27 protein-coding genes are annotated in these 23,717 nt (G+C 63.2%); 16 read left to right on the top strand and 11 right to left on the bottom strand.

What is annotated here, in order from left to right:
• Positions 1-2: 2 nt before the first annotated feature.
• Positions 3-1,733 carry a thiamine pyrophosphate-binding protein gene (locus AQ12_RS07835; protein ID WP_048439407.1) on the bottom strand — a complete coding sequence of 577 codons (1,731 nt, stop codon included), beginning with the start codon at positions 1,731-1,733 and terminating at the stop codon, positions 3-5.
• A 128-nt stretch (positions 1,734-1,861) separates the two neighbouring features.
• On the opposite strand from AQ12_RS07835, the gene AQ12_RS07830 reads away from it, so the two are divergent.
• A complete protein-coding gene (locus AQ12_RS07830) occupies positions 1,862-3,415 on the top strand; it encodes a class I adenylate-forming enzyme family protein (RefSeq protein WP_048439332.1) in 1,554 nt (517 codons plus the stop codon).
• Between the two features lie 12 nt (positions 3,416-3,427).
• Here the strand turns inward: AQ12_RS07830 and AQ12_RS07825 are convergent, their stop codons facing one another.
• Positions 3,428-4,159 carry an IclR family transcriptional regulator C-terminal domain-containing protein gene (locus AQ12_RS07825; RefSeq protein ID WP_053076623.1) on the bottom strand — a complete coding sequence of 244 codons (732 nt, stop codon included), beginning with the start codon at positions 4,157-4,159 and terminating at the stop codon, positions 3,428-3,430.
• Between the two features lie 237 nt (positions 4,160-4,396).
• Here AQ12_RS07825 and AQ12_RS22710 point away from each other — a divergent pair, with 237 nt between their 5' ends.
• From AQ12_RS22710 to AQ12_RS07800, 5 genes are read left to right on the top strand one after another with little or no spacing between them, the layout of a single operon-like run.
• Complete coding sequence (locus AQ12_RS22710; protein ID WP_048439330.1) at positions 4,397-5,371, top strand: tripartite tricarboxylate transporter substrate binding protein; 975 nt, start codon at positions 4,397-4,399, stop codon at positions 5,369-5,371.
• A gap of 6 nt (positions 5,372-5,377) precedes the next feature.
• Complete coding sequence (locus AQ12_RS22705; protein WP_048439329.1) at positions 5,378-6,610, top strand: aromatic ring-hydroxylating dioxygenase subunit alpha; 1,233 nt, start codon at positions 5,378-5,380, stop codon at positions 6,608-6,610.
• A 2-nt stretch (positions 6,611-6,612) separates the two neighbouring features.
• Complete coding sequence (locus AQ12_RS07810; protein ID WP_082151480.1) at positions 6,613-7,077, top strand: nuclear transport factor 2 family protein; 465 nt, start codon at positions 6,613-6,615, stop codon at positions 7,075-7,077.
• Complete coding sequence (locus AQ12_RS07805) at positions 7,074-8,024, top strand: PdxA family protein (protein WP_048439406.1); 951 nt, start codon at positions 7,074-7,076, stop codon at positions 8,022-8,024. The genes AQ12_RS07810 and AQ12_RS07805 overlap by 4 nt, the downstream gene beginning before the upstream one ends.
• On the top strand, positions 8,021-9,019 hold the full coding sequence (locus AQ12_RS07800; RefSeq protein WP_048439327.1) for an FAD-binding oxidoreductase: 999 nt from the start codon (positions 8,021-8,023) through the stop codon (positions 9,017-9,019). The genes AQ12_RS07805 and AQ12_RS07800 overlap by 4 nt, the downstream gene beginning before the upstream one ends.
• Positions 9,020-9,031: 12 nt before the next feature.
• Here AQ12_RS07800 and AQ12_RS07795 read toward each other — a convergent pair whose 3' ends face one another.
• Complete coding sequence (locus tag AQ12_RS07795) at positions 9,032-9,823, bottom strand: ferritin-like domain-containing protein (RefSeq protein ID WP_048439326.1); 792 nt, start codon at positions 9,821-9,823, stop codon at positions 9,032-9,034.
• A gap of 58 nt (positions 9,824-9,881) precedes the next feature.
• Between AQ12_RS07795 and AQ12_RS07790 the strand changes: the two genes are divergently transcribed.
• Positions 9,882-10,406, top strand: a complete 525-nt coding sequence (locus AQ12_RS07790; protein WP_048439325.1) for a gamma carbonic anhydrase family protein — start codon at positions 9,882-9,884, stop codon at positions 10,404-10,406.
• Positions 10,407-11,384, top strand: a complete 978-nt coding sequence (locus tag AQ12_RS07785; protein ID WP_048439324.1) for an Hsp33 family molecular chaperone HslO — start codon at positions 10,407-10,409, stop codon at positions 11,382-11,384.
• A 21-nt stretch (positions 11,385-11,405) separates the two neighbouring features.
• Here AQ12_RS07785 and AQ12_RS07780 read toward each other — a convergent pair whose 3' ends face one another.
• Complete coding sequence (locus tag AQ12_RS07780; RefSeq protein WP_048439323.1) at positions 11,406-12,491, bottom strand: hypothetical protein; 1,086 nt, start codon at positions 12,489-12,491, stop codon at positions 11,406-11,408.
• A 292-nt stretch (positions 12,492-12,783) separates the two neighbouring features.
• Here AQ12_RS07780 and AQ12_RS07775 point away from each other — a divergent pair, with 292 nt between their 5' ends.
• From AQ12_RS07775 to AQ12_RS07760, 4 genes are all read left to right on the top strand, one after another.
• The gene (locus AQ12_RS07775) at positions 12,784-13,059 is read left to right on the top strand and encodes a BrnT family toxin (protein ID WP_048439322.1); all 276 of its coding nucleotides are present in this window, start codon (positions 12,784-12,786) and stop codon (positions 13,057-13,059) included.
• Complete coding sequence (locus AQ12_RS07770) at positions 13,043-13,291, top strand: BrnA antitoxin family protein (RefSeq protein ID WP_238587678.1); 249 nt, start codon at positions 13,043-13,045, stop codon at positions 13,289-13,291. Before AQ12_RS07775 ends, AQ12_RS07770 begins: the two co-directional genes overlap by 17 nt.
• A 202-nt stretch (positions 13,292-13,493) precedes the next feature.
• A complete protein-coding gene (locus AQ12_RS22035; RefSeq protein ID WP_053076617.1) occupies positions 13,494-14,483 on the top strand; it encodes a lysozyme inhibitor LprI family protein in 990 nt (329 codons plus the stop codon).
• 2 nt (positions 14,484-14,485) lie between these two features.
• Positions 14,486-14,938 carry a GNAT family N-acetyltransferase gene (locus AQ12_RS07760; RefSeq protein WP_048439321.1) on the top strand — a complete coding sequence of 151 codons (453 nt, stop codon included), beginning with the start codon at positions 14,486-14,488 and terminating at the stop codon, positions 14,936-14,938.
• A gap of 1 nt (position 14,939) precedes the next feature.
• Here AQ12_RS07760 and AQ12_RS07755 read toward each other — a convergent pair whose 3' ends face one another.
• Positions 14,940-15,254 carry a hypothetical protein gene (locus AQ12_RS07755; RefSeq protein ID WP_048439320.1) on the bottom strand — a complete coding sequence of 105 codons (315 nt, stop codon included), beginning with the start codon at positions 15,252-15,254 and terminating at the stop codon, positions 14,940-14,942.
• Between the two features lie 160 nt (positions 15,255-15,414).
• On the opposite strand from AQ12_RS07755, the gene AQ12_RS07750 reads away from it, so the two are divergent.
• Positions 15,415-15,831 (top strand): hypothetical protein, encoded by a 417-nt coding sequence (locus AQ12_RS07750; RefSeq protein WP_048439319.1) that lies wholly within the window; start codon positions 15,415-15,417, stop codon positions 15,829-15,831.
• On the opposite strand, the gene AQ12_RS07745 is transcribed toward AQ12_RS07750, so the two are convergent.
• The 6 genes from AQ12_RS07745 to AQ12_RS07720 all read right to left on the bottom strand — a co-directional run bounded on the left by AQ12_RS07745 (position 15,809) and on the right by AQ12_RS07720 (position 21,337).
• A complete protein-coding gene (locus tag AQ12_RS07745; RefSeq protein ID WP_082151479.1) occupies positions 15,809-16,486 on the bottom strand; it encodes an AAA family ATPase in 678 nt (225 codons plus the stop codon). The genes AQ12_RS07750 and AQ12_RS07745 overlap by 23 nt on opposite strands.
• Positions 16,483-17,085 (bottom strand): nicotinamide riboside transporter PnuC, encoded by a 603-nt coding sequence (gene pnuC / locus AQ12_RS07740; protein WP_048439317.1) that lies wholly within the window; start codon positions 17,083-17,085, stop codon positions 16,483-16,485. Before pnuC ends, AQ12_RS07745 begins: the two co-directional genes overlap by 4 nt.
• Positions 17,086-17,114: 29 nt before the next feature.
• A complete protein-coding gene (locus AQ12_RS07735) occupies positions 17,115-17,390 on the bottom strand; it encodes a septum formation initiator family protein (RefSeq protein WP_048439316.1) in 276 nt (91 codons plus the stop codon).
• Between the two features lie 10 nt (positions 17,391-17,400).
• Entirely contained in the window at positions 17,401-18,684 is a 1,284-nt protein-coding gene (gene eno / locus AQ12_RS07730) for a phosphopyruvate hydratase (RefSeq protein WP_048439315.1), read from the bottom strand.
• 114 nt (positions 18,685-18,798) lie between these two features.
• The gene (kdsA, locus tag AQ12_RS07725; RefSeq protein WP_048439314.1) at positions 18,799-19,656 is read right to left on the bottom strand and encodes a 3-deoxy-8-phosphooctulonate synthase; all 858 of its coding nucleotides are present in this window, start codon (positions 19,654-19,656) and stop codon (positions 18,799-18,801) included.
• A gap of 10 nt (positions 19,657-19,666) precedes the next feature.
• Positions 19,667-21,337 carry a CTP synthase gene (locus tag AQ12_RS07720; protein WP_048439313.1) on the bottom strand — a complete coding sequence of 557 codons (1,671 nt, stop codon included), beginning with the start codon at positions 21,335-21,337 and terminating at the stop codon, positions 19,667-19,669.
• A gap of 96 nt (positions 21,338-21,433) precedes the next feature.
• Between AQ12_RS07720 and coaBC the strand changes: the two genes are divergently transcribed.
• The 3 genes from coaBC (at position 21,434) to AQ12_RS23410 (ending at position 23,710) form a co-directional block, all read left to right on the top strand.
• Entirely contained in the window at positions 21,434-22,642 is a 1,209-nt protein-coding gene (gene coaBC, locus AQ12_RS07715; protein WP_048439312.1) for a bifunctional phosphopantothenoylcysteine decarboxylase/phosphopantothenate--cysteine ligase CoaBC, read from the top strand.
• On the top strand, positions 22,639-23,085 hold the full coding sequence (gene dut, locus AQ12_RS07710) for a dUTP diphosphatase (RefSeq protein WP_048439311.1): 447 nt from the start codon (positions 22,639-22,641) through the stop codon (positions 23,083-23,085). The genes coaBC and dut overlap by 4 nt, the downstream gene beginning before the upstream one ends.
• 133 nt (positions 23,086-23,218) lie before the next feature.
• Complete coding sequence (locus AQ12_RS23410) at positions 23,219-23,710, top strand: glycine zipper 2TM domain-containing protein (RefSeq protein ID WP_048439310.1); 492 nt, start codon at positions 23,219-23,221, stop codon at positions 23,708-23,710.
• Positions 23,711-23,717 lie beyond the last annotated feature (7 nt).

Below are 23,717 nucleotides of genomic sequence, written 5' to 3'. Positions count from 1 at the left end.
TACTAGTTGACTGGATCGGCGCCGGCTTCGCGCCACTTGCGCTCGGCTTCGTCCCACGCCTGCAGCGGCTGCAGGTCCGGCACCCAGGCAAGGCCCGATTTCGCGTCCGATGACACGGCCTCGGGCGTGACCACCACGTCGAGCAGGGCAGGGCGGTTTGCCAGCGCGCGCTTGATGGCGCCGGGCAGGTCTTCGGGTTTTTCAACGCGCTCGGCATACATGCCGAACGCGCGTGCCATGGCGGCATGGTCGGCAAATTGCAGCCGCGTGCCGACCACCTTGCCATGCGTTTCGATCTGGTCGCGCACTTCGATGGCCCAGGAGCCATTGTTTGCGACCACGACCAGCAGCGGGGCCTTGTGGCGCACGGCGGTGTCGATCTCCATCGCGTTGAAGCCGAATGCGCCATCGCCGGTTGCCACGACGACGGTGCGATCAGGGCAGGCCAGCGATGCAGCGATACCGAACGGCGTGCCCACGCCAATGCAGCCGAGCGGGCCCGGATCGAGATAGGTCGCAGCGGGAAGCCCGACGCGTGCGAAGCTCAGGAAATCACCGCCATCGGCCACCACGATCGCATCCGATGGCAGCGCGTCACGCAGCGCAGCCAGTGCGCGGTTGGGATGCATGCGCCCGTCGTTGCCAGCAGGCGCGTTGCGCATGCTGGTGACGAGTTTGTCCGATCGCTCCACGTGCTGGCGGCGCAGTTGTGTTGACCATTCCACATCAGTGGCCGCCTGGCGATCGCCCGCTTTTTCAAGGATGGCTTCGAGCGCGAGCGCGGGTGTGGCAAACAGCTCCACCGCCCCTCGCCGGTTGTCTCGAATCTCGGATGCGGCATCGGCAATGCGAAGGAATTTCGCTTCACCGAACACAGCCGGCGAGCCGTAAGCGAGCTGGAAATCCAGCCTGCGACCGACCGTCACCACCACATCGGCCTGGCTCATGACCGAGCCGCGCATGGCTGCAACGACGGATGGATGATCTTCCGGCACGAGGCCGCGGCTTTCACCCGTGTCGAGGTAGGGCGCCTTCAACGCCGTGAGCAGTCGCGCGAGTGGTTCGCCCGCGCCCTGCGCCCCGCGCCCCGAGATGAACAGCGGGCGTTTGGCCGACCACAGCAGGTCTACAGCCGCTTGCACCTGCGCCGGATCGGGTGCGATGCGCGGTGCCCGCTTGGTCGCAAAGTGTTCGGGCAACTGTACGGCGCGCGGCACCTCGGCGCGCAGTGTGTCTACCGGGAAGTCGAGGTAAACCGGGCCCGGTTCGCCGCCGCTTCCAAGCGCACGCGAGACGGCCTCGTCCAGTTCCTGCAAGACCAGCGACGGCTCGCGAACCGTGCGCGCATAACGCGTCACCGATCGCACCAGGTCCGTGTGCACCATGTCTTGCAGCGCCCCGCGATTTTCCTGCTGGCGGGGAGGCGTGCCCGAGAGCACGAGCAATGGCACGCGCGCGACGTGCGCGTTGGCAATGCCGGTCATCGCGTTGGTCACGCCAGGACCGGCAGTGACCAGCACCACGCCGAATCCGCCCGTGAGTTGTGCTTCGGCGTGCGCCATGTAGACCGCAGCGCGCTCGTCGCGCACATCGACGATGCGGATGCCTTCGGCGTCCAGCCGCATCCAGATCGGCATGATGTGCCCGCCGCAAAGACCATAGACGCGCTTGACGCCGCGCTGCTTGAGGAACCGCGCGATGACGGCGGCGGCGGACTGTTCGTGGATGGGCATCAGCGGCACTGCAAGTCTCCTTCGGGTGGATCGATGGCCGGCACTTGCCAGAACGCCGGGCTGGCCCGTATCATAACCGAACTCTGAATTCAGAGTTCCATAAATTCAACCGTGGATCGACTTTTCAAATGACTCGCCTGCTCACGATTGCCGACGCCATTTCCGCCCACGCACGCCTCACGCCGAACAAGCTCGGCGGCCGCGATTCACGTCGCAGCCTGACCTTTGCCGAGTGGGATTCACGCGCAAGCCGCCTGGCCCGCGGGCTGCTGGGGCTTGGCCTGGCCAAAGGCGACCGCGTGGGGCTGGTCGCGGCAAACAGCATCGAATGGCTGGAGATGTACGTCGCGCTGGCGCGTGCCGGCCTGGTCGCGGTGCCGGTGAACTTCCGGCTTTCCGCGCCGGAGATGGGCTACATCCTGCAGGACGCCGAAGCTGCAGCAGTGATCGCCGGCATCGAGTTCTGCGAGGCGGTGGATGCGAGCCGCGACCTGATTGGGCAGGCGACGCAGCGCTTCATTGCGCTGGGCGATGCGCCTCACGACGGCTGGCGCAGTTATGAGTCGGTGATCGCGCAAGGCGATGTGGCGCGCGCGCTGCCGACCGTGACGCAAGATGACGTGTGCGCGCTGATGTACACATCGGGCACCACAGGTCGGCCCAAAGGCGCGATCCGCAAGCATGGCGGGAGCAGCCTGATCGCACTGGCTACTGCGCTCGAGATGGGATTCACGCGCGACGACACCGGCTTGCTCGTGATGCCGCTGTGCCACGCGAATTCGCTGTACTTCGGCACGACATTCATGCACCTGGGCGCGACCATCGTGATCGACGACAGGCGCAGCTTTGACGCTGAAGCGCTGGTGCGCACGCTCGCGCAAGAGAAGGTGACTTTTACATCGCTGGTGCCGACCCACTACATCATGGTGCTGGCGTTGCCCGAGGCGGTGCGCAGCAAATACGACGTGTCCAGCGTGGGCAAGCTGCTCATCTCATCGGCCCCGGCACGGGCCGACACCAAGCGCGGCGTCCTCAACTACTTCAGCAACAGCCGGCTCTACGAGCTGTACGGATCGACCGAGCATGGCTGGGTGACCTTGCTGCGTCCGCACGAGCAGCTGGAAAAGCTGGGTTCGGTAGGACGCGAGTGGGCGGGCACGGGTGCGATCCGCCTGCTCGACCCTGAAGGCAATGAAGTCGCTGACGGAGAAGTCGGTGAGCTTTATTCGCGCACCTCGTATGTGTTCGACGGCTACTGGAAGCTGCCCGAGAAAAGCGCAGAGGCGTTTCGCGGCGACTGGTGCACCGTGGGCGACATGGCGCGGCGCGATTCCGACGGCTACATCTGGCTGGTGGACCGCAAGAGCAACATGATCATCAGCGGCGGTGAGAACGTGTATCCGTCAGAAGTGGAAGGCGTGCTCGGTGCGAATCCGGCGGTGAAAGACGTGGCCGTCATCGGTGTGCCGCACGAGAAGTGGGGTGAGGCGGTGCAGGCGGTGGTGGTACTGCACGAAGGCCAGACGGCCACGGCGGACGAGTTGCGCGCGTGGTGCAAGCAGCGCCTGGCGAGTTTCAAGTGTCCGGTGGTGGTGAGTTTTATCGGCGACGCGGAGATGCCGCGCACTGCTACCGGCAAGATCCTGCATCGGGTGCTGCGCCAGCGTTATGTGCCGGCCTGAAACGGGTCCCGGCTACAAAATTGTGGCGAAGTTGCGGCGCGCATTTTCCAGCTCGGGTAGCAGGCGGTCCACAACCTCCTGCCTGGTCATGCGGCTGGTCGACACCGACAGACTCATGGCTGCGATCAGCTCGCCCTGCCCGTTTCGGATCGGCACTGCGATGGACCGCAAGCCGAGTTCCAGTTCCTCGTCATTGATCGAGTACCCGCGCGTTTGAACGAGTGAGATTTCGTCCAGGACCGACTGCACGCGCGTCTGCGTGTGCGGCGTGAGCGTGGGACGCGACATCCGGTTGAGGATGAACTCGACTTCCGACGGATCCTTCTCCGACAGAAGCACCCGGCCGGTTGCACTGCAATACGCCGGCAGTCGCGCACCAACGCCCAGACCACTCGACAGGCTTCGCCGATGCGTCGACCGTGCGATGAACACGGCGTCCTGTGAATCGAGCACAGCGATCGAGGAGGATTCCTGTGTGCGTTCGCTGGTCATCTCCAGGATCGGCTGTGCCACTTTCGCCAGTGGGTCCGAAGCCACGTAGGCATGACCCAGGCGCAGCGACCGCGGCGCCAGCCGGAAATACCGTCCGGCCTGGACCGCGTACCCGAGCTTGCACAGTGTCAGCAGGCTGCGGCGCACGGCGGCCTTGGTGTGACCCGTGATCTCCGATGCCTGCGTCAGCGTGAGCGGGCCCTTGTTGATGCCAAAGGCTTCAATGACCGCGAGACCTTTCTCAAGCCCCATCACATATTCCTTGTCATCGCTTTTGACGGATTGAGGACCTTCTTGGTACTGTGAATCGTTCATTTCGATCTAAGAGTTCGGTATACGAACAATACTACCGTTTTCATTGACCTATATCAAAGCGGAAAGGAAACTCGCGGCTCTCTGGCGCGCCATCACGCTGCGCGCCCAGCCCGCATTGCTCAACGAGCACCTGGGCGTATGACCCGGACATTCAATCAAGAAAAGGACTCAACCATGAACCGATACTTCCCGCGACGAACCATCCTGGCGCTTGGCGCCTCGGTGGCAGCCGCTTCCATCGGTCGATTTGCATTTGCACAGCCGGCCAAGCCGGTCAGGCTGATCGTGCCCTTTCCCGCAGGAGGCACGGCAGACGTGCTGCCGCGCATCCTGGCCGAAAAGGTGCGCGCAGCCTTCCCCGCAGGTGTCGTGGTGGAGAACAAGACGGGTGCAGGCGGCAATATCGGCGCAGAGTTTGTGGCCCGTTCCGATCCGGACGGCACCACCTTCCTGGTCTCGCCGCCCGGCCCGATCGCTATCAATCACCACTTGTACAAGTCACTTGCGTTCGATCCCACCAAATGGGTGCCGGTGACCGTGATCGCCACCGTGCCGAACGTGCTGGCCGTGAGCAACAAGCTGCCGGTCAAGACCGTGGCCGAACTCGTCGCGTACGCCAGGGCCAATCCCGACAAGGTGAGCTATGCATCGCAAGGCAACGGGTCCACATCACACCTGACGGCCAGCATGTTCATGCAGCAGACGGGCGTGAAGATGATCCACGTGCCTTACAAGGGCACCGCACCCGCGCTGGTGGACATCCTGGGCGGCAATGTCGACATCTTCTTCGACAACATCAGCTCCTCGGCGCAGCACCACAACGCCGGCAAGTTGCGGATACTGGCAGTGGCCGATGAGGAGCGTTCGCCGATCCTGCCGCAAGTGCCCACCTTGCGCGAATCCGGGGTGAACATGGAAGCTGTCACGTTCTTCACCATGGTGGCGCCACCGGGCACGCCCAAGGACGCTGTGGCATATGCGCACCGGCATTTCTCGTCGGCCCTCGCGGCGCCCGACGTGAGGCAGCGATTCCTCGAACAGGGCGCGGTTCCCGGCGGCTGGACACCCGAGAAGACCGCGCAGTTCATACGCAATGAATCGGACAAGTGGAGCAAGGTCGTCAAGAGCGCCAGCGTGACCGTGGAGTAACCCCATATGCAAGAACAGACCATCCATTGGAAGAGCCCGGGCCTGACCCGCGTGCCATTCGAGCTCTACAGCGACAGGCAGACCGCGCACGACGAGCAGGAGCGCATCTACCGCGGCGCGACCTGGAACTACCTTTGCCTGGACGCGGAACTGCCCGGCCCTGGCGACTACCGGACCACTTTCGTCGGCGAAACGCCGGTGGTGGTGGTCAGGGACGACGACGGCGAGATCTATGCGTTCGAGAACCGCTGCGCCCACCGCGGCGCGCTGATCGTGCTGGAAAAGTCGGGGAAGGCGGCCGAGAATTTCCAGTGCGTGTATCACGCGTGGAGCTACAACCGACAGGGGGACCTGACCGGCGTCGCATTCGAAAAGGGCGTGAAGGGGCAGGGCGGCATGCCGGCAACCTTCTGCAAGGAAGAACACGGCCCGCGCAAGCTGATGGTGGCGGTCTATTGCGGCCTGGTGTTCGGCAGCTTCAGCGAAGATGTTGCGCCGATCGAGGAATATCTGGGTCCTGAGATCTGCGCGCGCATCGAACGCGTGCTGCACAAGCCGGTGGAAGTGATCGGCCGGTTCACGCAGGCGCTGCCCAACAACTGGAAGCTGTACTTCGAAAACGTCAAGGACAGCTACCACGCGAGCCTGCTGCACCTGTTCTTCACCACATTCGAGCTCAACCGACTCTCGCAAAAAGGTGGCGTGATCGTCGATGAGTCGGGCGGCCACCATGTGAGCTTCTCGATGATCGATCCTGGCGCAGCCGATGCCTCGTACAAGGAGCAGGGGTTGCGCTCGGATGACGCGCAGTACCGGCTGAAGGACCCCAGTGTGCTGGCCGGCTTTACCGAGTACGACGACGGCATCACGCTGCAGATCCTGTCGGTGTTTCCCGGCTTCGTGCTGCAGCAGATCCAGAACTGCCTGGCGGTGCGCCAGCTTCTGCCCAAGAGCGTCGAGCGTTCCGAGCTGAACTGGACTTACATCGGCTACACGGACGACACGCCCGAGCAGCGCACCGTGCGGCTCAAGCAGCTGAACCTGGTGGGACCGGCAGGGTTCATCTCGATGGAAGACGGCGCCGTGGGCGGCTTCGTGCAGCGCGGCATCGCCGGCGCGCATGACCGCGACGCGGTGGTTGAAATGGGTGGCGACGACACGGGTTCCAGCGAAGGTCGCGCTACCGAGACATCCGTGCGCGGCTTCTGGAAAGCCTACCGCGCGCACATGGAGGCATGACCATGATCGACCTCATGTCCCTTTGCGCCTTCAATGCGCGTTATGCGCAGGCGATCGACAGTGGCGCGCTTGAACTCTGGCCAGGATTTTTCTGCGAGCAGTGCAAGTACCGCATCACCAACGTCGAGAACGAGCGCGATGGCCTTCCTGCCGGCATCGTCTATGCCGATTCGCGCGCCATGCTGGAAGACCGTATCGCAGCACTGCGCGAAGCCAACATTTACGAGGCTCACCGCTACCGGCATCTGCTGGGCATCCCGCTGATCGAGACCGCGGACGACAAGGCCGCCACGGCTCGCACGCCGTTCATGGTGGCGCGCATCATGCACACGGGGGAGACTTCGCTGTTCGTCACTGGCGAGTACCTGGACCGCTTTGTGTTCACCAATGGACAGCTGCTGCTGGCCGAACGCGTCGCTGTGTGCGACAGCACGGTGACCGACACGCTGCTGGCGCTGCCGCTGTGACAGGTCCTGCACGCCGCATTGCGCTTTCGGTCGGCGATCCCAACGGGATCGGGCCCGAGATCGTGTTGAAGGCGCTGGCCGCGCTGAAAGACGAGCGCGCGTTGAGCATCACCGTGTTCGGCCCTGCCGACGTGCTGGCGCAGACAGCCACGCGACTGGGACTGGGCGAGGTGCTGCGCGAGGCGCGAGTGCGTCCGGCGGGCGAATTGCCGGCGTCGGCATTCAAGCCAGGTGAGATCAACGCTGCCGCAGGCGAAAGCACCGTGGCTTCCGCCACGGCCGCGATCCAGGCGTGCCGCAGCGGTGAGTTCGACGCGGTCGTCGCGGGGCCGCACCACGAAACCGCAATCGCGCAGGCAGGCATCGAGTTCAGTGGCTATCCGTCACTGCTCGCGCGAGCGTGCGGGCAGCCGCAGGACAGCGTTTTCCTGATGTTGGTGGGTGGAGGGCTGCGCATCGTGCATGTCACGCTGCATGAGAGTGTCTCCACGGCGCTTGCTCGCATCACACCTGAACTCGTCATGGCGGCCACACACGCCGGACTGCGCGCTTGCCACATGCTCGGATTGGACCAGCCCAAAGTGGCGCTTTTCGGCATCAATCCGCACGCCTCTGAAGGACGCCTGTTCGGCCCCGAGGATGAAGACCTGGTGGTCCCTGCCGCGCGGCAATTGCGGGAGTCGGGCATTGACATCACCGGCCCCCTGGGCGCCGACGTGCTGCTGGCCGACCGCAAGCACGACCTGTACGTCGCGATGCTGCATGACCAGGGGCATATTCCGGTGAAGATGCTCGCGCCGCAGGCGGCCAGCGCAATCTCCATCGGGGCTGAAGTCGTGCTGGCGAGTACCGGGCATGGCAGTGCCATGGACATTGCCGGCAAGGGCCTGGCCAAGCCCGATGCCCTTTTGCGCAGCCTGCGGTTGCTGGGCGGGGTGAGCGCATGACTTATCGAATCCGCATCGCCGGCACTGACGTGAGCTTCGCCTGCGAAGGCAACCAGAACATCCTGGACGCCGCGCTGAAGGCCGGCATCGAGATGCCTTACTCGTGCCGCAAGGGCGTGTGCGGCAACTGCGCGGGAGCGGTTTCCGCCGGGGAGGTGGAGTGCCCACCCGCCGGTGATGTCACGCCGCCTGGTAAGCAGCTGTTTTGCCAGTGCCATCCACAGTCAGACCTGGAAATCGTGCCCGAGGCCTGGCATCGCGTGGACCCCGACGCGCGCAAGACCTTCACCGTCAAGGTGTTCCGCAACACGCTGGCGGCGCAAGACGTGAACGTGCTGCAGCTGCGGTTGCCCGCTGGACAGCGCGCGCGCTTCAAGGCAGGACAGTACCTGCAGGTAGCTCTGCCAGACGGCAGCCGCCGCTCGTATTCGATGGCAAATCCTCCGCACGAGAGCGACATGCTGCAGCTGCACATCCGTCACGTGGCGGGCGGGCGGTTCACTCAGATCGTGCCCAACCTCAAGAGCGGCGACCTGCTGCAGGTTGAACTGCCTTACGGGAGTTTCGAGCTGAAGGAAAAAGCGCAGGGTCCGATGCTGTGCGTGGTTGGCGGCACCGGGTTTGCGCCGGTGAAGTCGCTGCTCGACGACATGCTGAAGAAGGGCATCAAGCGGCCTGTCACGCTGATCTGGGGTGGACGCAACCGCGCGGGTCTCTACCTGATGCCGGCAGTCGAAAAATGGAAAAAGATGCTGCCGGGTTTCAACTTCATCGCTGCCATCGAAGACCCCGCCGACGCCGCGGCGCTGGGTGGATTTGCGGGGCGGGTGGATGATGCGGTGCGTGCCAACTGCCCGTCACTCGCGGGGCATGAGGTGTATTGCTGCGGCTCGCCGGGGATGGTGGCTTCGGTCAAGAGCGCCTGCGTGCAAGAGCGTGGGCTGGACCCGCATCACTTCTTCAGTGATGTTTTCGTGCCGGGGCCGGCAGCGTGACGGCACGGTGCCTCAGCTTCGCAGGCGCGCCAGTTCCAGTTCGCTGAAACCTGCGAGGCGCCTGGCATCCTCGTTGAACGGTGGATACAGGCGCGGGGCGTTGTAGCGCTCGGCCAGCACCTGGTAGAGCGCTTCAGGATCGGCGGATTCGCGCTCGCACAGCCATCGATACCAGTGATTCCCAATCGCCACATGCCCGATCTCATCGCGCAGGATGATGTCGAGAATCTCCACCGCGCGCTCCGCCGCAGGCGTTGCGACCCTGCGCAGCCGTTCCTGGATTTGCGGCGTGGCATCCAGGCCTCGCGCTTCCAGTGTGCGTGGCACCAGGGCCATGCGCGCGACCACATCGCCACTGGTTCTCTCGCACATGGCCCACAGGTTGTCATGGCCGGGGAAGTCGCCGTATGCGTAGCCCAGCGATTGGAGGTGTTCGCGCAGCATCGTGAAGTGAAACGCTTCCTCAGCCGCAACGCGAATCCAGTCGAGGTAGAACTCGCGCGGCATGCCATCGAAACGCCATGCCGCATCGAGGGCGAGATTGATCGCGTTGAACTCGATGTGGGCGATGGCATGCAATAGCGCGGCGAGACCTTCGGGCTTGAAGGGCGAGCGTTTGGCGACCTTGTTCGGGTGGATGAGTTCGGGGCGGGCGGGGCGGCCGGGCAGTGCTACTGTTGGGATCGGCGCGACCGGGGCTATTGAAATCGACGTGGCGGCCTCATCTATCAGGCGAGCTTGCGCGGCCTTTTGTACGGGGTCGGCGATGCACAGGGCCTGCAGCGCCCATTGACGAAGCTCCATCCCTACAATTCTAGAACTCGCAGGCAAGCGCCCGCGAAACCTGACGAAAGAGCACGAGATGGCGATTTACGAAGTGGATGGAAAGCGCCCGCAGATCGGCGCGGGCGCGTGGGTCGCCGAGAGCGCAGAAGTGATCGGCGAAGTCACGATGGGCGAGAACGCAAGCGTCTGGTGCGGCGCGGTGGTGCGCGGCGACTGCGACAAGATCACGATAGGGCGCAACAGCAACGTGCAGGACCTGTCGGTCATTCATGCGGACTTCGGCACGCCGGTGGTACTGGGGGACAACGTGACCATCGGCCACCAGGTCATGCTGCACGGATGCACCATCGGCGACGGCGCGCTCATCGGCATACAGGCGGTGGTGCTCAACGGCGCAAAGATCGGCAGGAACTGCATCGTGGGCGCCGGCAGCATCGTCACCGAGAACAAGGAATTCCCCGACAACACGCTCATCGTCGGCTCGCCCGCGCGCGCGATCCGCACGCTGGACGCAGCCCAGATCGAGCAGATGTCTCACCTGGCCGAACACTATGTTGGCAATGCGAAGATTTTTGCCAAAAGCCTGAAACGGATTGATTGAATGTCTGAACTGCACAAGTTTATTTTTGACGGCCTGCCGGTACGCGGCAGCATCGTGCGCCTGACCGACTCGTGGACCGAAATCCTCGCGCGTCGCCAGGCCAACAACAACACCGGCGCATGGCCGCCACCGGTCGCCGAACTGCTCGGCGAGATGGCTGCGGCTGGTGTGCTGATGCAGTCGAACATCAAGTTCAACGGCGCGCTGGTGCTGCAGATATTCGGCGATGGACCGGTGAAGGTTGCAGTGGCCGAAGTGCAGCACGACATGGGGCTGCGGGTGACCGCGAAGGTGGTGGGCGATGTCGGCGTGAATGCGCGCCTGCCTGACCTGGTGAACGTGGACAACAAGGGCCGCTGCGCGATCACGCTAGACCCCAAGGACCGTTTCCCCGGTCAGCAGCCGTACCAGGGCGTGGTGCCGCTGCACGGCGACAAGAATGAAAAACTCGACAAGCTGTCGGATGTGCTGGAGCACTACATGCTGCAGTCCGAGCAGCTCGATACGACGCTGATTCTGGCGGCGGACAACAAGGTGGCTGCCGGCCTGCTGATCCAGCGCCTGCCTGTGAAGGGCGAGGGCAACCTGGCCGGCAGCATGGTGAGCCGCGAGAACGAAGACGAGATCGGCAAGAACGAAGACTACAACCGTATCTCCATTCTTTCGCGCAGCCTCAAGCGCGAGGAATTGCTGGAGCTGGATGTAGAGACGATCTTGCATCGCCTGTTCTGGGAAGAACGCGTGCTGCGGTTCGAGCCGCAGACCCCGAAGTTTGCATGCACCTGCAGCCGCACGCGCGTCGCGAACATGATCCGCGGGCTGGGCGTGCAGGAGGCCGAGAGCATTCTTGCCGAGCGCGAAGATATCGAGGTGGGATGTGATTTCTGCGGGCAGCAGTACCGGTTTGATGCGGTTGATGCGGCGCAGATTTTCACGTCGGCGGGGGATCAGCCGCCTTCTACTTCGAAGGTGCAGTAGGTCGGGGGCGGCTTCGATCCACTAGTCGCGGAACACGACTCCACGGCCACGGGTTCCCGGAACGAACGCCTCTATCGTTGCGCTGATTTCGTTGGATGTTGGCATTCGGCAGGTGATGCGTGAAGCGTGCTCACTCACGCGACGGAACGCGGCTTGCCAGTCAGCATCAGCTTGGACAGAAGTTGCAGCGATCCATCTGGGAGCAAGCAGCCTGAGAGCTTCGTCCTCAAACCTGTCGTCGAGTTTGTTGTCAATGCGATTCAACGCCCGAGCAGAATCACCCAGATAGGCCCAGGCCGCGGCCACGATTTCTCCTTCCAGCTCTGTGCCATGAACTGCGCTGATTTGATCCAATTTCATCAACAGCGCACGACCCCTGTCTTTTTCACCAAGCGCGATGAGCGACATCGCTAGAACTGCTTGACCGGAGAGGCCGGATTGCGAACGTGAGAGCGCTTCTGCGCCACGCGGGTCGCCCGTCTGCAACTTCGCAATCACAGCTAGAAAGCCGTACATATCGCGATCGATGAAGGACAGGTTTTTGAACATGTCCAATGCTTCTTGATGTTTCCCCGCAAGGATCAGAATCTTGAGCAGCTGGCCTGTGGTCGGGAGTCTGCTCCCCACCGGGTGAGCACGAAGTTGACTCACAAACGCCTCTGCTTGCGCGCACATGCCAAGGGACATCAGGATTCCTGGCATCACGTCCAGGCTCTTCCTCGTCCATGGGGAAGCGAATGCATGCTGTGCTTTCGCAACTTGCTTCATGCAATCGCGCTCCCACCTGGCGATCAATTCCTCTTTGCGGCGGCGCAGGATCTCCGGTGCGAACGCAGCGTGCATCGTTTGGGAGGTTTGGCTCGGTGCGACTGTTTCGCGCGCCTGCAGGAAGTCGGCCACCGTTGAGATCGGCCCTTCCGGCAGAAGCTCCAGCTTGGAGTGAGGGCGGGTCGATGCCGTCAATGGAGCCAGCTCGTGGCCATATTCAGCGGGTGCTGCGGGCGGGATCGACAGTGTGTCTTGCGCAATGACCGGCGAAGGGGTGCCTGGTGCAGTCTCGGTTGGCCCGTGAATAGTGACGGGGCGGATGGTTCTCTCTGGAATCATGGTTGGGTCCTCGGTTTGATGAATGCCAGCATCGCTGGGCCAAACCTTTGTACCCGCGTTGTTCACGTCTGTTGCCGCTCCTATACCTCTGTAGGGCCGGGCGTGATCCGGCCCGCCACATCGGGGGAGGTGTCTAGCGTGCGACGAAGGACTTGCTGCGCCTCGGCGAAACTTCGCCGAGCGGGCCTCGTCAGCGCCAGAGACGTAGTCCGGTCGAGAAGGGGAAGTCGCACTCACTGTGTGGTTGGAGCGACGCCATTGACGTACATACAAAACGTATATACATTTCGTCATGGAGTTCATTTGGTCTGAAGCGAAACGGGATGCAAATCTGGAAAAGCATGGACTCGACTTCGTCGATGCACCGTTGGTTTTCGAAGGCGTGACATTCACTTTTGAAGATGACCGGTTCTCCTATGCAGAGCAGCGCTTTGTGACACTCGGCCTGCTCGCTGGCATTCCCGTTTCAGTAGTTCATACGGAGAGTGAATATGAAATCCGCGTCATCTCGTTCCGCAAAGCCACCAAGCGCGAAGCGCAAATCTATTTCAGTGAAGTCCAAAACTGACTGGGCGCGGCTTCAAGCCGAAGCCGCCGTGCCAAGCGATGACCATGCCGAGGCGCAGGTTCGACATGTTGTGCGTGGAGTCGTGCGGCGAGGACTCGCTCCTTTGCCGTCGAAAGCCGCAGTGTCGCTGCGGGTCGATCAAGACGTTCTCGAATGGTTCAAGGCACAAGGCCCCGGCTACCAGACGCGTATCAATACGGTGCTTCGGGCCTTTCGGGATGCATCGATTTGACGGGTCGTTCCGCAACGACGCCTGCGGCCGAGCACGGTTGCTGACCTGAGCAACAGTCGCCGCCTCCGTCCTACCGCAGACAGGGCTGCATCCGACAGCATCACGCGTTCTTCACGCGTACAACGGACCGTGCCAACTCCAGTGCCCACCATGCCGTCCATCACTCCCGCCCATCGTCATGGCTGAGCCATCGCGGTCACGCATGCCGTTATTTGCCGGTGGCCTTGTCGCCGGTGTTGCGCTCGCAATCGCTTTGGTTTTTGTCATGCGGCCCGAGACGCCTCAAGCTTCGCGTCCTGAGGCGGCTGCCGTCCCTCAACCCATCGTCAATGAGCCGTGCGGGTTCAACGCGATCGTCAAGGCGGCAGACAAGACCGATGGCTCAGCTGCGTTCGGATCGACCGGGCCGGGCGCGGCTTTGATCGTGCGTGGCAAGGAAGCTGCCGCCGCTGGACGAGACCGGGATGCCGAAGCCGCCTTCCTCGCCGCATGCAAACTGGAATCGCCGACCAAGGATGCTGCTGCCGTTCTCCTGCGCGCAGACGCCAAATACAACCTGGCCCGGCACTACGCCAGCCTCGCGCAGGAGGGCGCGGCCAATCGCAACGAGTTGAACTCACGCGCGTCGTCGCTGTTCTCCGAGAGCCTCGCGGTTTACAAAGCGCAGCTTGGCGGCGAGCATGAGAAGGTGCGCTTTGCGACCCAGGCGCTGGCTTTGTTGAACGACGGGGATGGCGAAGCGGCGCGTCGCAAGGAGCGGGTCGCCGCCGTGTCCCGGCCTTCCGCCGCGACACCGGTGACGGCACCCTCGAATGTCGCAAAGGAGCCGGTGGAACCATCCGTTGAAAAGCCCGTTGTGCGAACTGCCGAAAAGCCGATCGAGAGGCCTGCCGAAAATGACACGCAGTCTGATCAGCGCCCCAGCTTTGATTGCTCCCGTGCTCGCTCCCAACCCGAGAAGATCATCTGCGCCGATCCCCAGCTTGCACGCATGGACCGCGACCTGGGCCGCGTGTATGCGCGTGCCAAGCGCGCGGCCGCGGACCCTCAGGCCTTCCAGCGCGTGAGCGACCGCGAATGGCGACGTCGCGAGTCGGAATGCCGCGATCGCGAGTGCCTGGTGGATTGGTACCGCGAGCGGCGCGAGCAGTTGGTGTCGCAGGGCGGTGATGATCGGGAGTGGAACCGATAGTCATGCCCCTGCACTTTCGCCCAGCCCTTCCATCCGACATCACAGCCTGTCACGCGATGCGCGGCCAGACTCGGGAGAACGCTGTTTCTGCCCAACGGCTGGACGCGATGGGGATCACTGTGCAAGCGTGGTCCAGCAGCGTGCGCGCCGGCCAGCTTGCAGGCCACGTTTGCACTGAGCATGACCGCGTCGTCGGGTATTGCTTCGGCGACACCCAATCCGGCGAAGTGATTGTTCTGGCGCTCTTGCCCGATTGCGAAAGGCGCGGAGCCGGCAAGCACCTGCTGGATCTCGTGGTGAACGGCCTCATCGCGGCCGGACACCGCCGCCTCTTTCTGGGTTGCTCGGCCGATCCCGCGACGCGGTCCTATGGGTTTTACCGTCACCTGGGATGGACATCGACAGGGGCATTCGACGAGGCCGGTGATGAGGTGCTGGAGTTCATTGCCCGCTGAACTACTTGCCCGCCTGCCTCACAGACCCCGCAGCAGCCCCACCGACGGCGCCCGCCACGGCTCCGATAGTCCCGCCAACCACCACGCCCACTGGCCCGGCGATTGCGGTCCCGACGGCAGCGCCTGTCGCAGCACCGGCCAGCACGCCAGCGCCTACGAACACAGATTTGCCCTCGGTCTCAGCTTCCGCTTGACTGATGGGCACCTGCGCAGCCGGATCAGGGTCTTGCGAAGGAATGCCGTAGCCTGGCTTGGCCTGATCGGCCACGTCCGGGTCGATTGATGGGGTTGTCTGAAGGTCAACTGGTTGAGTCATGGATTGCTCCTGGGTATCAGCAAACCGTACAGCTGGCGCGCCTCACGGCGATGTGGTCGCACACGCAGTTGCAATGTAGGAAGATGCTGCGCTTACCTGCTCGTTGCAACGTCCAGGGTTTGCCTCATCTGCTTGTTTCGCAAGCTGCAAAGGAAGCTGGATGCCTGCTGCGTGCCGGTTGTTGAAATGGATGTGGGCTGCGCCATGCTCGCTCATCGGCCTGCTGCTGGCTGCGCTGCCGGTCGCCCTGGGCGCAAGGGCGCGGTGGACTGCGGGTGCGCTGGAGGTCACGTATCGCCCGGACCTTGCCCGCTGCGGCGCTATTGCACGACAGCTGCCGTTTCGCGGCATCGTGTTCGGTCACGTCATCCTCGCCGTGACGGCCGAGGAGCTTGAACGCATCGGCCCGCACGAACGCATTCACGTTCAGCAGTACGAGCGTTGGGGACCGCTGTTCTTCGTGGCCTATGGCCTGTCCGGCCTCTGGCAGTTGATTCGCGGTCGCAGCCCGTATTGGGACAACCACTTCGAGGTTCAGGCGCGCGAGCTGAGTGCTAGCTCTTGCCCAGGCCGGTGAACAGCCGATGCTCGCAGTCGGGGTCACTGCATTTGTCGCAGACCCATTGCCACTTGACTTTCTCCCTCTCCCTCTGGGAGAGGGTAACGGGGTCCCCAGAAAGCTTGCTTTCTGGGGTGGAGGTGGGGGTGAGGGCATCCGCTTCACCAATCGCACGCAACGCGTTGTCCAGCCTCTCTCTGCCACTCCCATAAACCACCCGATACCCCACCCCCGCCTTCGCCAGCGCTGCCCTCACCAGCGCATCCACCGGCTCCCTCACATGCGGCCCGTCGCGCTGCAAGCCATCGGCCACCCAGGGCAGGTCCAGCCCGGTCAGCAGCGTGAAGTCGTAGGTCTTGAGCCGGGCCAGCGCGAACTGATACAGGCTTCCGTCCTCGAACAGCATCGCGCTGTAGATCGCGACCATGACCGCAGTCGTGTCGGCAATCACGATGTCGGACACCGCAGCGGCCTCATCGACCAGCCGCTCCTGTTCTTGCGCAATGGGCATCTGCTCTTCGGGACGCGGCGTGCGGCCCTCGCGCTCACACCAGGTGCGCAGCACCTCGCTGACCACGGTCACGTTCTTGCCCTGCGCTCGAAAGTGCGCAGCCAGGTCGCTTGCGAGCTGCGTCTTGCCTGTGCTCTCGGCGCCTAGCAGCGCGATCTTCACAGCCGCTTGCTCCACTCGCGCCAGCCGACCACGCTCAAGGCGATGAACACGGTGTAGAGGCCGAGCGTGAGCCACAGGCCCTTGTATGCAAACAGGCCGACACTGACGACATTGACCGCGATCCACGCAGCCCAGTTCTCGATGTACTTGCGGCCCAGCAGGTACTGGCCGACGAGGCTGACCGACGTGGGGAACGCGTCCCACCACGGCACGTCGGTGTCGGTGAAGGTCTTGAGGAAAAGGCCGGTCACCGGCCAGAGCACGGCGCAGGCAGCGATGGTCAATGCGAGCCCGCGTCGAGACAGCCGGCTGACCTTGATCGCCGTGCCATCGGGCCGCACACCTCGCAGCCATTGATACCAGCCCCACAAGGCCACCGCCGCAAAGAAGATCTGCAGTGACGCATCACCATAGATCTTGCTGCGCCAGAAGATTGCGAAGTACATCAGCGAGCTGATGATGGCGAGCGGCCAGCCCCAGTGAATTTCGCGGATGTTGCAGCCGACCATTACCAGTGCAATGACGACGGCGGCGATCTCCAGCCAGGTGGTCGGCGTTCCCCAGAGGGTGAACGCCTGGGCGAACAGGAATTCCGGCATGAACGACCTTCAGGCGCTTCTGGGGTGAGTCACTTCTGCACGTTGACGAAGATCTCGTTGGGCTTGACCATGCCGAGTTCGCTTCGCGCTTTTTCTTCCACGGTCTCCAGGCCTTCCTTGAGGTCGCGCACTTCGGAAGCAAGCCGATCGTTGACCTGCTGGGCCCGGGCGTTGGCGGCCTTCTGGGCTTCTAGCTTGCGCTCCATCTCGGTCACGTTTGCCACCGATCCCCGGCCGGACCACAACTGCGCATGAACGACGAGGAGCAGCGCAAGAAGCAGTAGTGGAACGAGCCGGGAGCCCACGAGATGCGTGCTACCTGAGGTTGTAGAACGCAGCGCGACCGGGGTAGCTGGCGATGTCGCCCAGGTCTTCTTCAATGCGAAGCAGCTGGTTGTACTTGGCCATGCGGTCCGAACGCGACAGCGAGCCGGTCTTGATCTGCCCGGCGTTGGTGCCCACCGCGATGTCGGCGATGGTCGAGTCTTCGGTTTCGCCCGAACGGTGGCTGATGACCGAGGTGTAGCCCGCGCGCTTGGCCATCTCGATGGCGGCAAAGGTTTCGGTCAGCGTGCCGATCTGGTTGATCTTGATCAGGATCGAGTTGGCGATGCGCTTGTTGATGCCTTCCTGCAGGATCTTGGTGTTGGTGACGAACAGGTCATCGCCCACCAGCTGGATGCGGCTGCCCAGGCGTTCGGTCAGCGTCTTCCAGCCGTCCCAGTCGCTTTCGCCCATGCCGTCTTCGATGCTGATGATGGGGTACTTGTCGACCCAGCTTGCGAGCATGTCGGTCCACTCGCCGGCGTCCAGCACCTTGCCTTCGGCCTCGACGTTGTAGCGGCCTTCCTTGTAGAACTCGCTCGCGGCGCAGTCCAGGCCCAGGGCGATCTGCTCGCCCGGACGAAAGCCCGCAGCTTCGATCGCCTGCAGGATCATGCCGATCGCCGCCTCGTGGTTTTCCACGTTCGGCGCGAAACCGCCTTCATCGCCGACGGCGACGCTCATGCCCTTGTCGTGGATGATTTTCTTGAGCGCATGAAACACCTCGGCGCCATAGCGGACTGCTTCGCGAAAGCTCGGTGCGCCGACCGGGATGATCATCAGCTCTTGCAGGTCGAGGTTGTTGTTGGCGTGCGCGCCGCCGTTGACCACGTTCATCATCGGCACCGGCAATTGCATGCCGCCCATGCCGCCGAAGTAGCGGTACAGGGGCAAGCCCGACTCTTCTGCCGCCGCGCGGGCCACAGCCATCGACACAGCCAGGGTCGCGTTGGCGCCCAGGCGGCCCTTGTTGTCGGTACCGTCCAGGTCGATCAGCGTCTTGTCCAGGAAAGCCTGCTCGGATGCGTCCAGGCCGAGCACCGATTCGGAGATCTCGGTGTTGATGTGCTCGACGGCCTTGAGCACGCCCTTGCCGCCGTAACGGCTCTTGTCGCCGTCGCGCAGTTCGATGGCTTCACGCGCACCGGTCGATGCGCCCGAAGGCACGGCGGCGCGGCCCATGGTGCCCGACTCCAGCAGGACGTCGCATTCCACGGTGGGGTTGCCGCGCGAGTCCAGGATTTCGCGGCCGACGATGTCAACGATTGCGCTCATTGCAGGTTTCTCTCAGAAGTTTGGTATTCGTTTTGTGTCACAGGGAAGGGGACTGATCAATGCGCTGCCCCTCACCCTAACCCTCTCCTCAGAGGGGCGAGGGAACAGAGGTCTTCATGCCGAAAAGTTGTCTTCAAGGTATCCATTCTTCTTCGTCACGGCATCCAGCGCCACCAGCGTCTCCAGCAGCGCCTTCATGTGCTTGAGCGGCACGGCATTGGGGCCATCGCTCATCGCCTTTGCAGGGTCGGGGTGGGTTTCCATGAAGAGCCCCGAGATGCCGACCGCGACCGCAGCGCGTGCCAGCACCGGCACCATCTCACGTTGACCGCCGGAAGTCGTGCCCTGGCCGCCGGGCAACTGCACCGAATGCGTCGCGTCGAAAACGACTGGAGCGCCGGTCTCTCGCATGATGGCGAGCGAGCGCATGTCCGACACGAGGTTGTTGTAGCCGAAGCTCGCGCCGCGTTCGCAGGCCATGAAGTTGTCTTCGGGCAGGCCTGCTTCCTTCGCCGCAGCGCGCGCCTTGTCGATCACGTTCTTCATGTCGCCGGGGGCGAGGAACTGGCCCTTCTTGATGTTCACAGGCCGGCCCGATTGCGCAACCGCGCGGATGAAGTCGGTCTGGCGGCACAGGAACGCAGGGGTCTGCAGCACGTCGACGACCTTGGCGACCTGGGCGATTTCGCTTTCAGAGTGCACGTCGGTCAGGATGGGCAGGCCCAGGTCCTTCTTCACCTTCGCGAGGATTTCGAGTCCGCGCTCCATGCCGGGTCCGCGAAAGCTCGTGCCCGAAGAGCGGTTGGCCTTGTCGTAGCTGCTCTTGAAGATGAACGGTATACCGAGCGCCGCCGTGATTTCCTTGAGCGCGCCGGCCGTGTCCATTTGCAATTGCTCGGACTCGACCACGCAGGGACCTGCGATGAGAAAGAAGGGCTTGTCCAGGCCGATCTCGAAGTTGCACAGTTTCATGGGTGGATCCTCATGCGACAGCCTTCAAGGCCTTCTTGCCTGCCGCCTGATGGTCGATGGCGGCCTTGATGAAGGAATTGAAAAGCGGGTGGCCGTCCCACGGCGTGGACTTGAATTCAGGATGGAACTGCACGCCCATGAACCACGGATGCACGTCCTGCGGCAACTCGACGATTTCGGTCAGTTGTTCGCGCTGCGTCAACGCGGAAATTACCAGGCCGGCTTGCCGCAGCTTGTTGAGGTAATTGACGTTAGCTTCGTAACGATGGCGATGGCGCTCGGTCACGACATCGCCATAGATGCGATGCGCCAGCGTGCCCTTGGCCACATCGGAGCTTTGCGCGCCGAGCCGCATGGTGCCGCCCAGGTCGGAGTGTTCGTCGCGTGTCTTGATCGTGCCGTCCGCATCTTTCCACTCGGTGATGAGGGCGATGACGGGGTGCGGGGTGTCGGGCTCGAATTCGGTGCTGTTGGCGTCTTTCAGGCCGGCCATGTCGCGCGCGTATTCGATCGTCGCGACCTGCATGCCCAGGCAGATGCCCAGGTAGGGCACCTTGTTCTCGCGGGCAAAGCGCGCGGCGGCGATCTTGCCTTCGATGCCGCGCTTGCCGAAGCCACCGGGCACCAGCACGGCGTCGTACTTGGTGAGCTGGCGAACGTTGTCGGTGGTGATGGTTTCGGAGTCGACGTAATCGATCTTGACGTGCACATGGTTGCGCATGCCCGCGTGGCGCAGCGCTTCGTTGAGCGACTTGTAGCTGTCGGACAGCTCGACGTACTTGCCGACCATCGCGATGTTGACTTCGCCTTGCGGGTGCTCGGTCTCATAGACCAAGTCGTCCCAGCGCTTGAGGTTGGCAGGCGGTGTGTTCAGGCGCAGCTTGTCGCAGATGAGGCCGTCCAGACCCTGCTCGTGCAGCATGCGCGGCACCTTGTAGATCGTGTTCACGTCCCACATGGAGATCACGCCCCATTCGGGCACGTTGGTGAACAGCGAAATCTTGGCGCGCTCGTCGTCGGGAATCTTGCGATCGGCGCGGCACAGCAGTGCGTCTGCAGAGATACCGATGGCGCGCAGTTCCTTGGCGGTGTGCTGGGTCGGCTTGGTCTTGAGCTCGCCTGCGGCCGCGATCCAAGGCACGTAGGTGAGGTGGACGAACGCGGTTGCATTCGTGCCCATGCGCAGGCTCATCTGGCGCGCGGCTTCCAGGAACGGGAGCGATTCGATGTCACCCACCGTGCCGCCGATTTCAACGATGGCTACATCAGCCGCGCCGGGTTCACCGTAGCCCGCACCGCGCTTGATGAATTCCTGGATTTCGTTGGTGATGTGCGGGATGACCTGCACGGTCTTGCCCAGGTAGTCGCCGCGGCGCTCTTTTTCGAGCACGGACTGGTAGATCTTGCCGGTGGTGAAGTTGTTCACCTTGGCCATGCGCGTGGTGACGAATCGCTCGTAGTGGCCCAGGTCGAGGTCGGTTTCGGCGCCGTCGTCGGTCACAAACACTTCGCCATGCTGGAAGGGCGACATCGTGCCCGGATCAACGTTGATGTACGGATCGAGCTTGATGAGAGTGACTTTGAGGCCTCGCGATTCGAGGATCGCTGCAAGGGAGGCTGAGGCGATTCCCTTGCCCAGGGAAGACACCACACCGCCGGTGACGAAGACAAATTTGGTCATGTCAGGGCCGACAAGCAGAGCTGCCGGTAGGTGGTAAAGCGAGATTATACGGGTCGGCTTTTGGGGCCCTCGTACTTGCTCTGATACATTGCGCGCATGAATGACTTGGCCGGCAGGCATATTGTCCTCGGACTCTCTGGCGGCATCGCCTGCTACAAGGCAGCCGAGCTGTGCAGGGCCCTCATCAAGCAGGGCGCCACCGTGCAGGTGGTGATGACCGAGGCGGCAGAACAGTTCATGACGCCTGTCACCATGCAGGCGCTGTCCAACCGCACGGTGTACACCTCGCAGTGGGACAGCCGCGAACCCAACAACATGCCGCACATCAACCTCTCGCGCGAGGCTGATTGCATCCTGATTGCGCCATGCAGCGCGGACTTCATGGCCAAGCTGCTCCACGGTCGCGCGGATGACTTGCTCAGCCTGATGTGTCTGGCCAGACCGATTGACACAGTCCCCTTGCTGCTTGCCCCTGCGATGAATCGCGAGATGTGGGCGCATCCGGCGACACAGCGCAACATGATGCAACTCACTGCCGACGGCGCGCATATCCTGGGCGTGGGTTCGGGGTTCCAGGCCTGCGGCGAAACGGGCGATGGACGCATGCTGGAGCCCAATGAGTTGCTCGAAGATATCGTTGCGTTCTTCCAGCCCAAACGCCTGCAAGGCAAGCGCGTGCTGATCACGGCGGGGCCGACATTCGAGGCGATAGACCCGGTGCGCGGCATCACCAATCTTTCCAGCGGCAAGATGGGTTTTGCCATTGCGCGAGCCGCTCGTGAAGCGGGCGCTGTCGTCACGCTGGTCGCAGGGCCGGTGAGCCTGGCGACCCCTCGCGGTGTGACGCGCGTCGACGTGAAATCGGCGCAGCAGATGCACGATGCCACGCTACCTCTTTCGCAGTCGGCCGATATCTTTGTTGCGACAGCCGCTGTTGCCGACTGGCGCCCGGCGAATGCATCCGACCAGAAGATCAAGAAGGATGGCTCGGGCAAAACCCCGCAGCTCGAATTCACCGAGAACCCCGACATCCTGGCTGCGATTGCGCAGTCGCCGCGTGCGCAATCGGGCGCGCTCTACTGCGTGGGCTTCGCCGCCGAAAGCCACGACCTGCTGGCCAACGCGCAAGCCAAGCGCGTCCGCAAGGGTGTGCCGCTGCTGGTTGGCAACATCGGGCCTGCAACCTTTGGGGCCGACGACAATGCACTGCTGCTGGTGGATGCAAAAGGCGCTGTTGAAATGCCGCGCGCTTCAAAAGTGGATCTTGCACGCCAGCTCGTTACCGAAATCTCCAGCCGACTATGAAAATCGACGTTCGAATTCTTGACCCCCGCATGGCGGACCAGTTGCCTGCCTATGCAACGCCCGGTAGCGCGGGACTCGATCTGCGCGCGTGCATCGACGAGCCTCTGACACTCGCTCCCAACGCGTGGCGCCTCGTGCCGACGGGCATCGCGATCTGGCTGAAGGATCCAGGCTACGCCGCGATGATCCTGCCGCGCTCGGGCCTGGGCCACAAGCACGGCATCGTGCTGGGCAATCTGGTGGGGCTGATCGACAGCGACTACCAGGGCCAGCTGATGGTCAGCGCATGGAACCGCAGCGATACCGAGTTCACGCTGCAACCGATGGAGCGCCTTGCCCAGCTGGTGGTGGTTCCCGTGGTGCAGGCCCAGTTCAATGTCGTTGATGAGTTCCCTGCCACGCAGCGGGGCGAGGGCGGTTACGGCTCGACCGGCAAGGGCTGATTACACAGGCGATCAGCCAGGTCCTACGTGGACCTGCGGCAATTGCCGGGGTGTTTGAGCGCGCCCTGTATCTCTAATGGGTATTCGAAGGCGGCCCTGTCGGCTGCGCCAAATGTCCATCAGGAGATCACTCATGAAATTCCGTCTCGCCACTCTTGCTACTTCCGCCGTTCTCGTCGCCGGCCTGTCTGCCTGCGCCTCCGACCCGTACGGCCCGAACTACTACCCGACGTCCAGCGTGACGCCGATCCAGTCCGCACCGTCCAGCTATGTCGAGTACGGCCGCATCACCAACGTGAGCATGATCAACCCGGGCACGCGCGTTGCGGGCAACACGACCGCAGGCACCATCGCTGGAGCCGTGGTGGGTGGCGTGCTGGGCAGCACCATCGGCGGCGGCTCCGGCCGTGCCGTGGCGACCATCCTGGGTGCTGTCGGCGGCGCTGCCATCGGTAGCCGCCTGCAAGCCAACCAGAACGGCATGTACAACACAGCCGGCCCGGTTCATCGCGTCTCGGTGACGACCGACCAGGGCATGACTCGCGAGTACGACGTCAGCGCAAGCAGCGACCTGCGTGTGGGTGATCGCGTCCGTATCGAAAACGGCGTGATCTACATGGGCTGAGCCCCTG

Origin of the sequence: Caenimonas sp. SL110, from assembly GCF_001044395.1 — a bacterium.
Lineage (GTDB): Bacteria > Pseudomonadota > Gammaproteobacteria > Burkholderiales > Burkholderiaceae_C > Ramlibacter.
This window is presented reverse-complemented; position numbering and strand designations above follow the sequence as displayed.

What these genes read in the sequence shown, in the direction of transcription:
- kdsA (WP_048439314.1), bottom strand. Translation starts at nt 19,656, where the DNA reads ATGAAACTGTGCAACTTCGAGATCGGCCTGGACAAGCCCTTCTTTCTC.
- AQ12_RS07830 (WP_048439332.1), top strand. Translation starts at nt 1,862, where the DNA reads ATGACTCGCCTGCTCACGATTGCCGACGCCATTTCCGCCCACGCACGC.
- pnuC (WP_048439317.1), bottom strand. Translation starts at nt 17,085, where the DNA reads ATGCCGGAATTCCTGTTCGCCCAGGCGTTCACCCTCTGGGGAACGCCG.
- AQ12_RS07750 (WP_048439319.1), top strand. Translation starts at nt 15,415, where the DNA reads ATGCCTGCTGCGTGCCGGTTGTTGAAATGGATGTGGGCTGCGCCATGC.
- AQ12_RS22035 (WP_053076617.1), top strand. Translation starts at nt 13,494, where the DNA reads ATGCCGTTATTTGCCGGTGGCCTTGTCGCCGGTGTTGCGCTCGCAATC.
- AQ12_RS07760 (WP_048439321.1), top strand. Translation starts at nt 14,486, where the DNA reads ATGCCCCTGCACTTTCGCCCAGCCCTTCCATCCGACATCACAGCCTGT.
- eno (WP_048439315.1), bottom strand. Translation starts at nt 18,684, where the DNA reads ATGAGCGCAATCGTTGACATCGTCGGCCGCGAAATCCTGGACTCGCGC.
- AQ12_RS07780 (WP_048439323.1), bottom strand. Translation starts at nt 12,491, where the DNA reads ATGATTCCAGAGAGAACCATCCGCCCCGTCACTATTCACGGGCCAACC.
- coaBC (WP_048439312.1), top strand. Translation starts at nt 21,434, where the DNA reads ATGAATGACTTGGCCGGCAGGCATATTGTCCTCGGACTCTCTGGCGGC.
- AQ12_RS07800 (WP_048439327.1), top strand. Translation starts at nt 8,021, where the DNA reads ATGACTTATCGAATCCGCATCGCCGGCACTGACGTGAGCTTCGCCTGC.
- AQ12_RS07810 (WP_082151480.1), top strand. Translation starts at nt 6,613, where the DNA reads ATGATCGACCTCATGTCCCTTTGCGCCTTCAATGCGCGTTATGCGCAG.
- AQ12_RS07825 (WP_053076623.1), bottom strand. Translation starts at nt 4,159, where the DNA reads ATGGGGCTTGAGAAAGGTCTCGCGGTCATTGAAGCCTTTGGCATCAAC.
- AQ12_RS23410 (WP_048439310.1), top strand. Translation starts at nt 23,219, where the DNA reads ATGAAATTCCGTCTCGCCACTCTTGCTACTTCCGCCGTTCTCGTCGCC.
- AQ12_RS07775 (WP_048439322.1), top strand. Translation starts at nt 12,784, where the DNA reads ATGGAGTTCATTTGGTCTGAAGCGAAACGGGATGCAAATCTGGAAAAG.
- AQ12_RS22705 (WP_048439329.1), top strand. Translation starts at nt 5,378, where the DNA reads ATGCAAGAACAGACCATCCATTGGAAGAGCCCGGGCCTGACCCGCGTG.
- AQ12_RS07835 (WP_048439407.1), bottom strand. Translation starts at nt 1,733, where the DNA reads ATGCCCATCCACGAACAGTCCGCCGCCGCCGTCATCGCGCGGTTCCTC.
- AQ12_RS07790 (WP_048439325.1), top strand. Translation starts at nt 9,882, where the DNA reads ATGGCGATTTACGAAGTGGATGGAAAGCGCCCGCAGATCGGCGCGGGC.
- AQ12_RS07755 (WP_048439320.1), bottom strand. Translation starts at nt 15,254, where the DNA reads ATGACTCAACCAGTTGACCTTCAGACAACCCCATCAATCGACCCGGAC.
- AQ12_RS07785 (WP_048439324.1), top strand. Translation starts at nt 10,407, where the DNA reads ATGTCTGAACTGCACAAGTTTATTTTTGACGGCCTGCCGGTACGCGGC.
- AQ12_RS07720 (WP_048439313.1), bottom strand. Translation starts at nt 21,337, where the DNA reads ATGACCAAATTTGTCTTCGTCACCGGCGGTGTGGTGTCTTCCCTGGGC.
- dut (WP_048439311.1), top strand. Translation starts at nt 22,639, where the DNA reads ATGAAAATCGACGTTCGAATTCTTGACCCCCGCATGGCGGACCAGTTG.
- AQ12_RS22710 (WP_048439330.1), top strand. Translation starts at nt 4,397, where the DNA reads ATGAACCGATACTTCCCGCGACGAACCATCCTGGCGCTTGGCGCCTCG.
- AQ12_RS07795 (WP_048439326.1), bottom strand. Translation starts at nt 9,823, where the DNA reads ATGGAGCTTCGTCAATGGGCGCTGCAGGCCCTGTGCATCGCCGACCCC.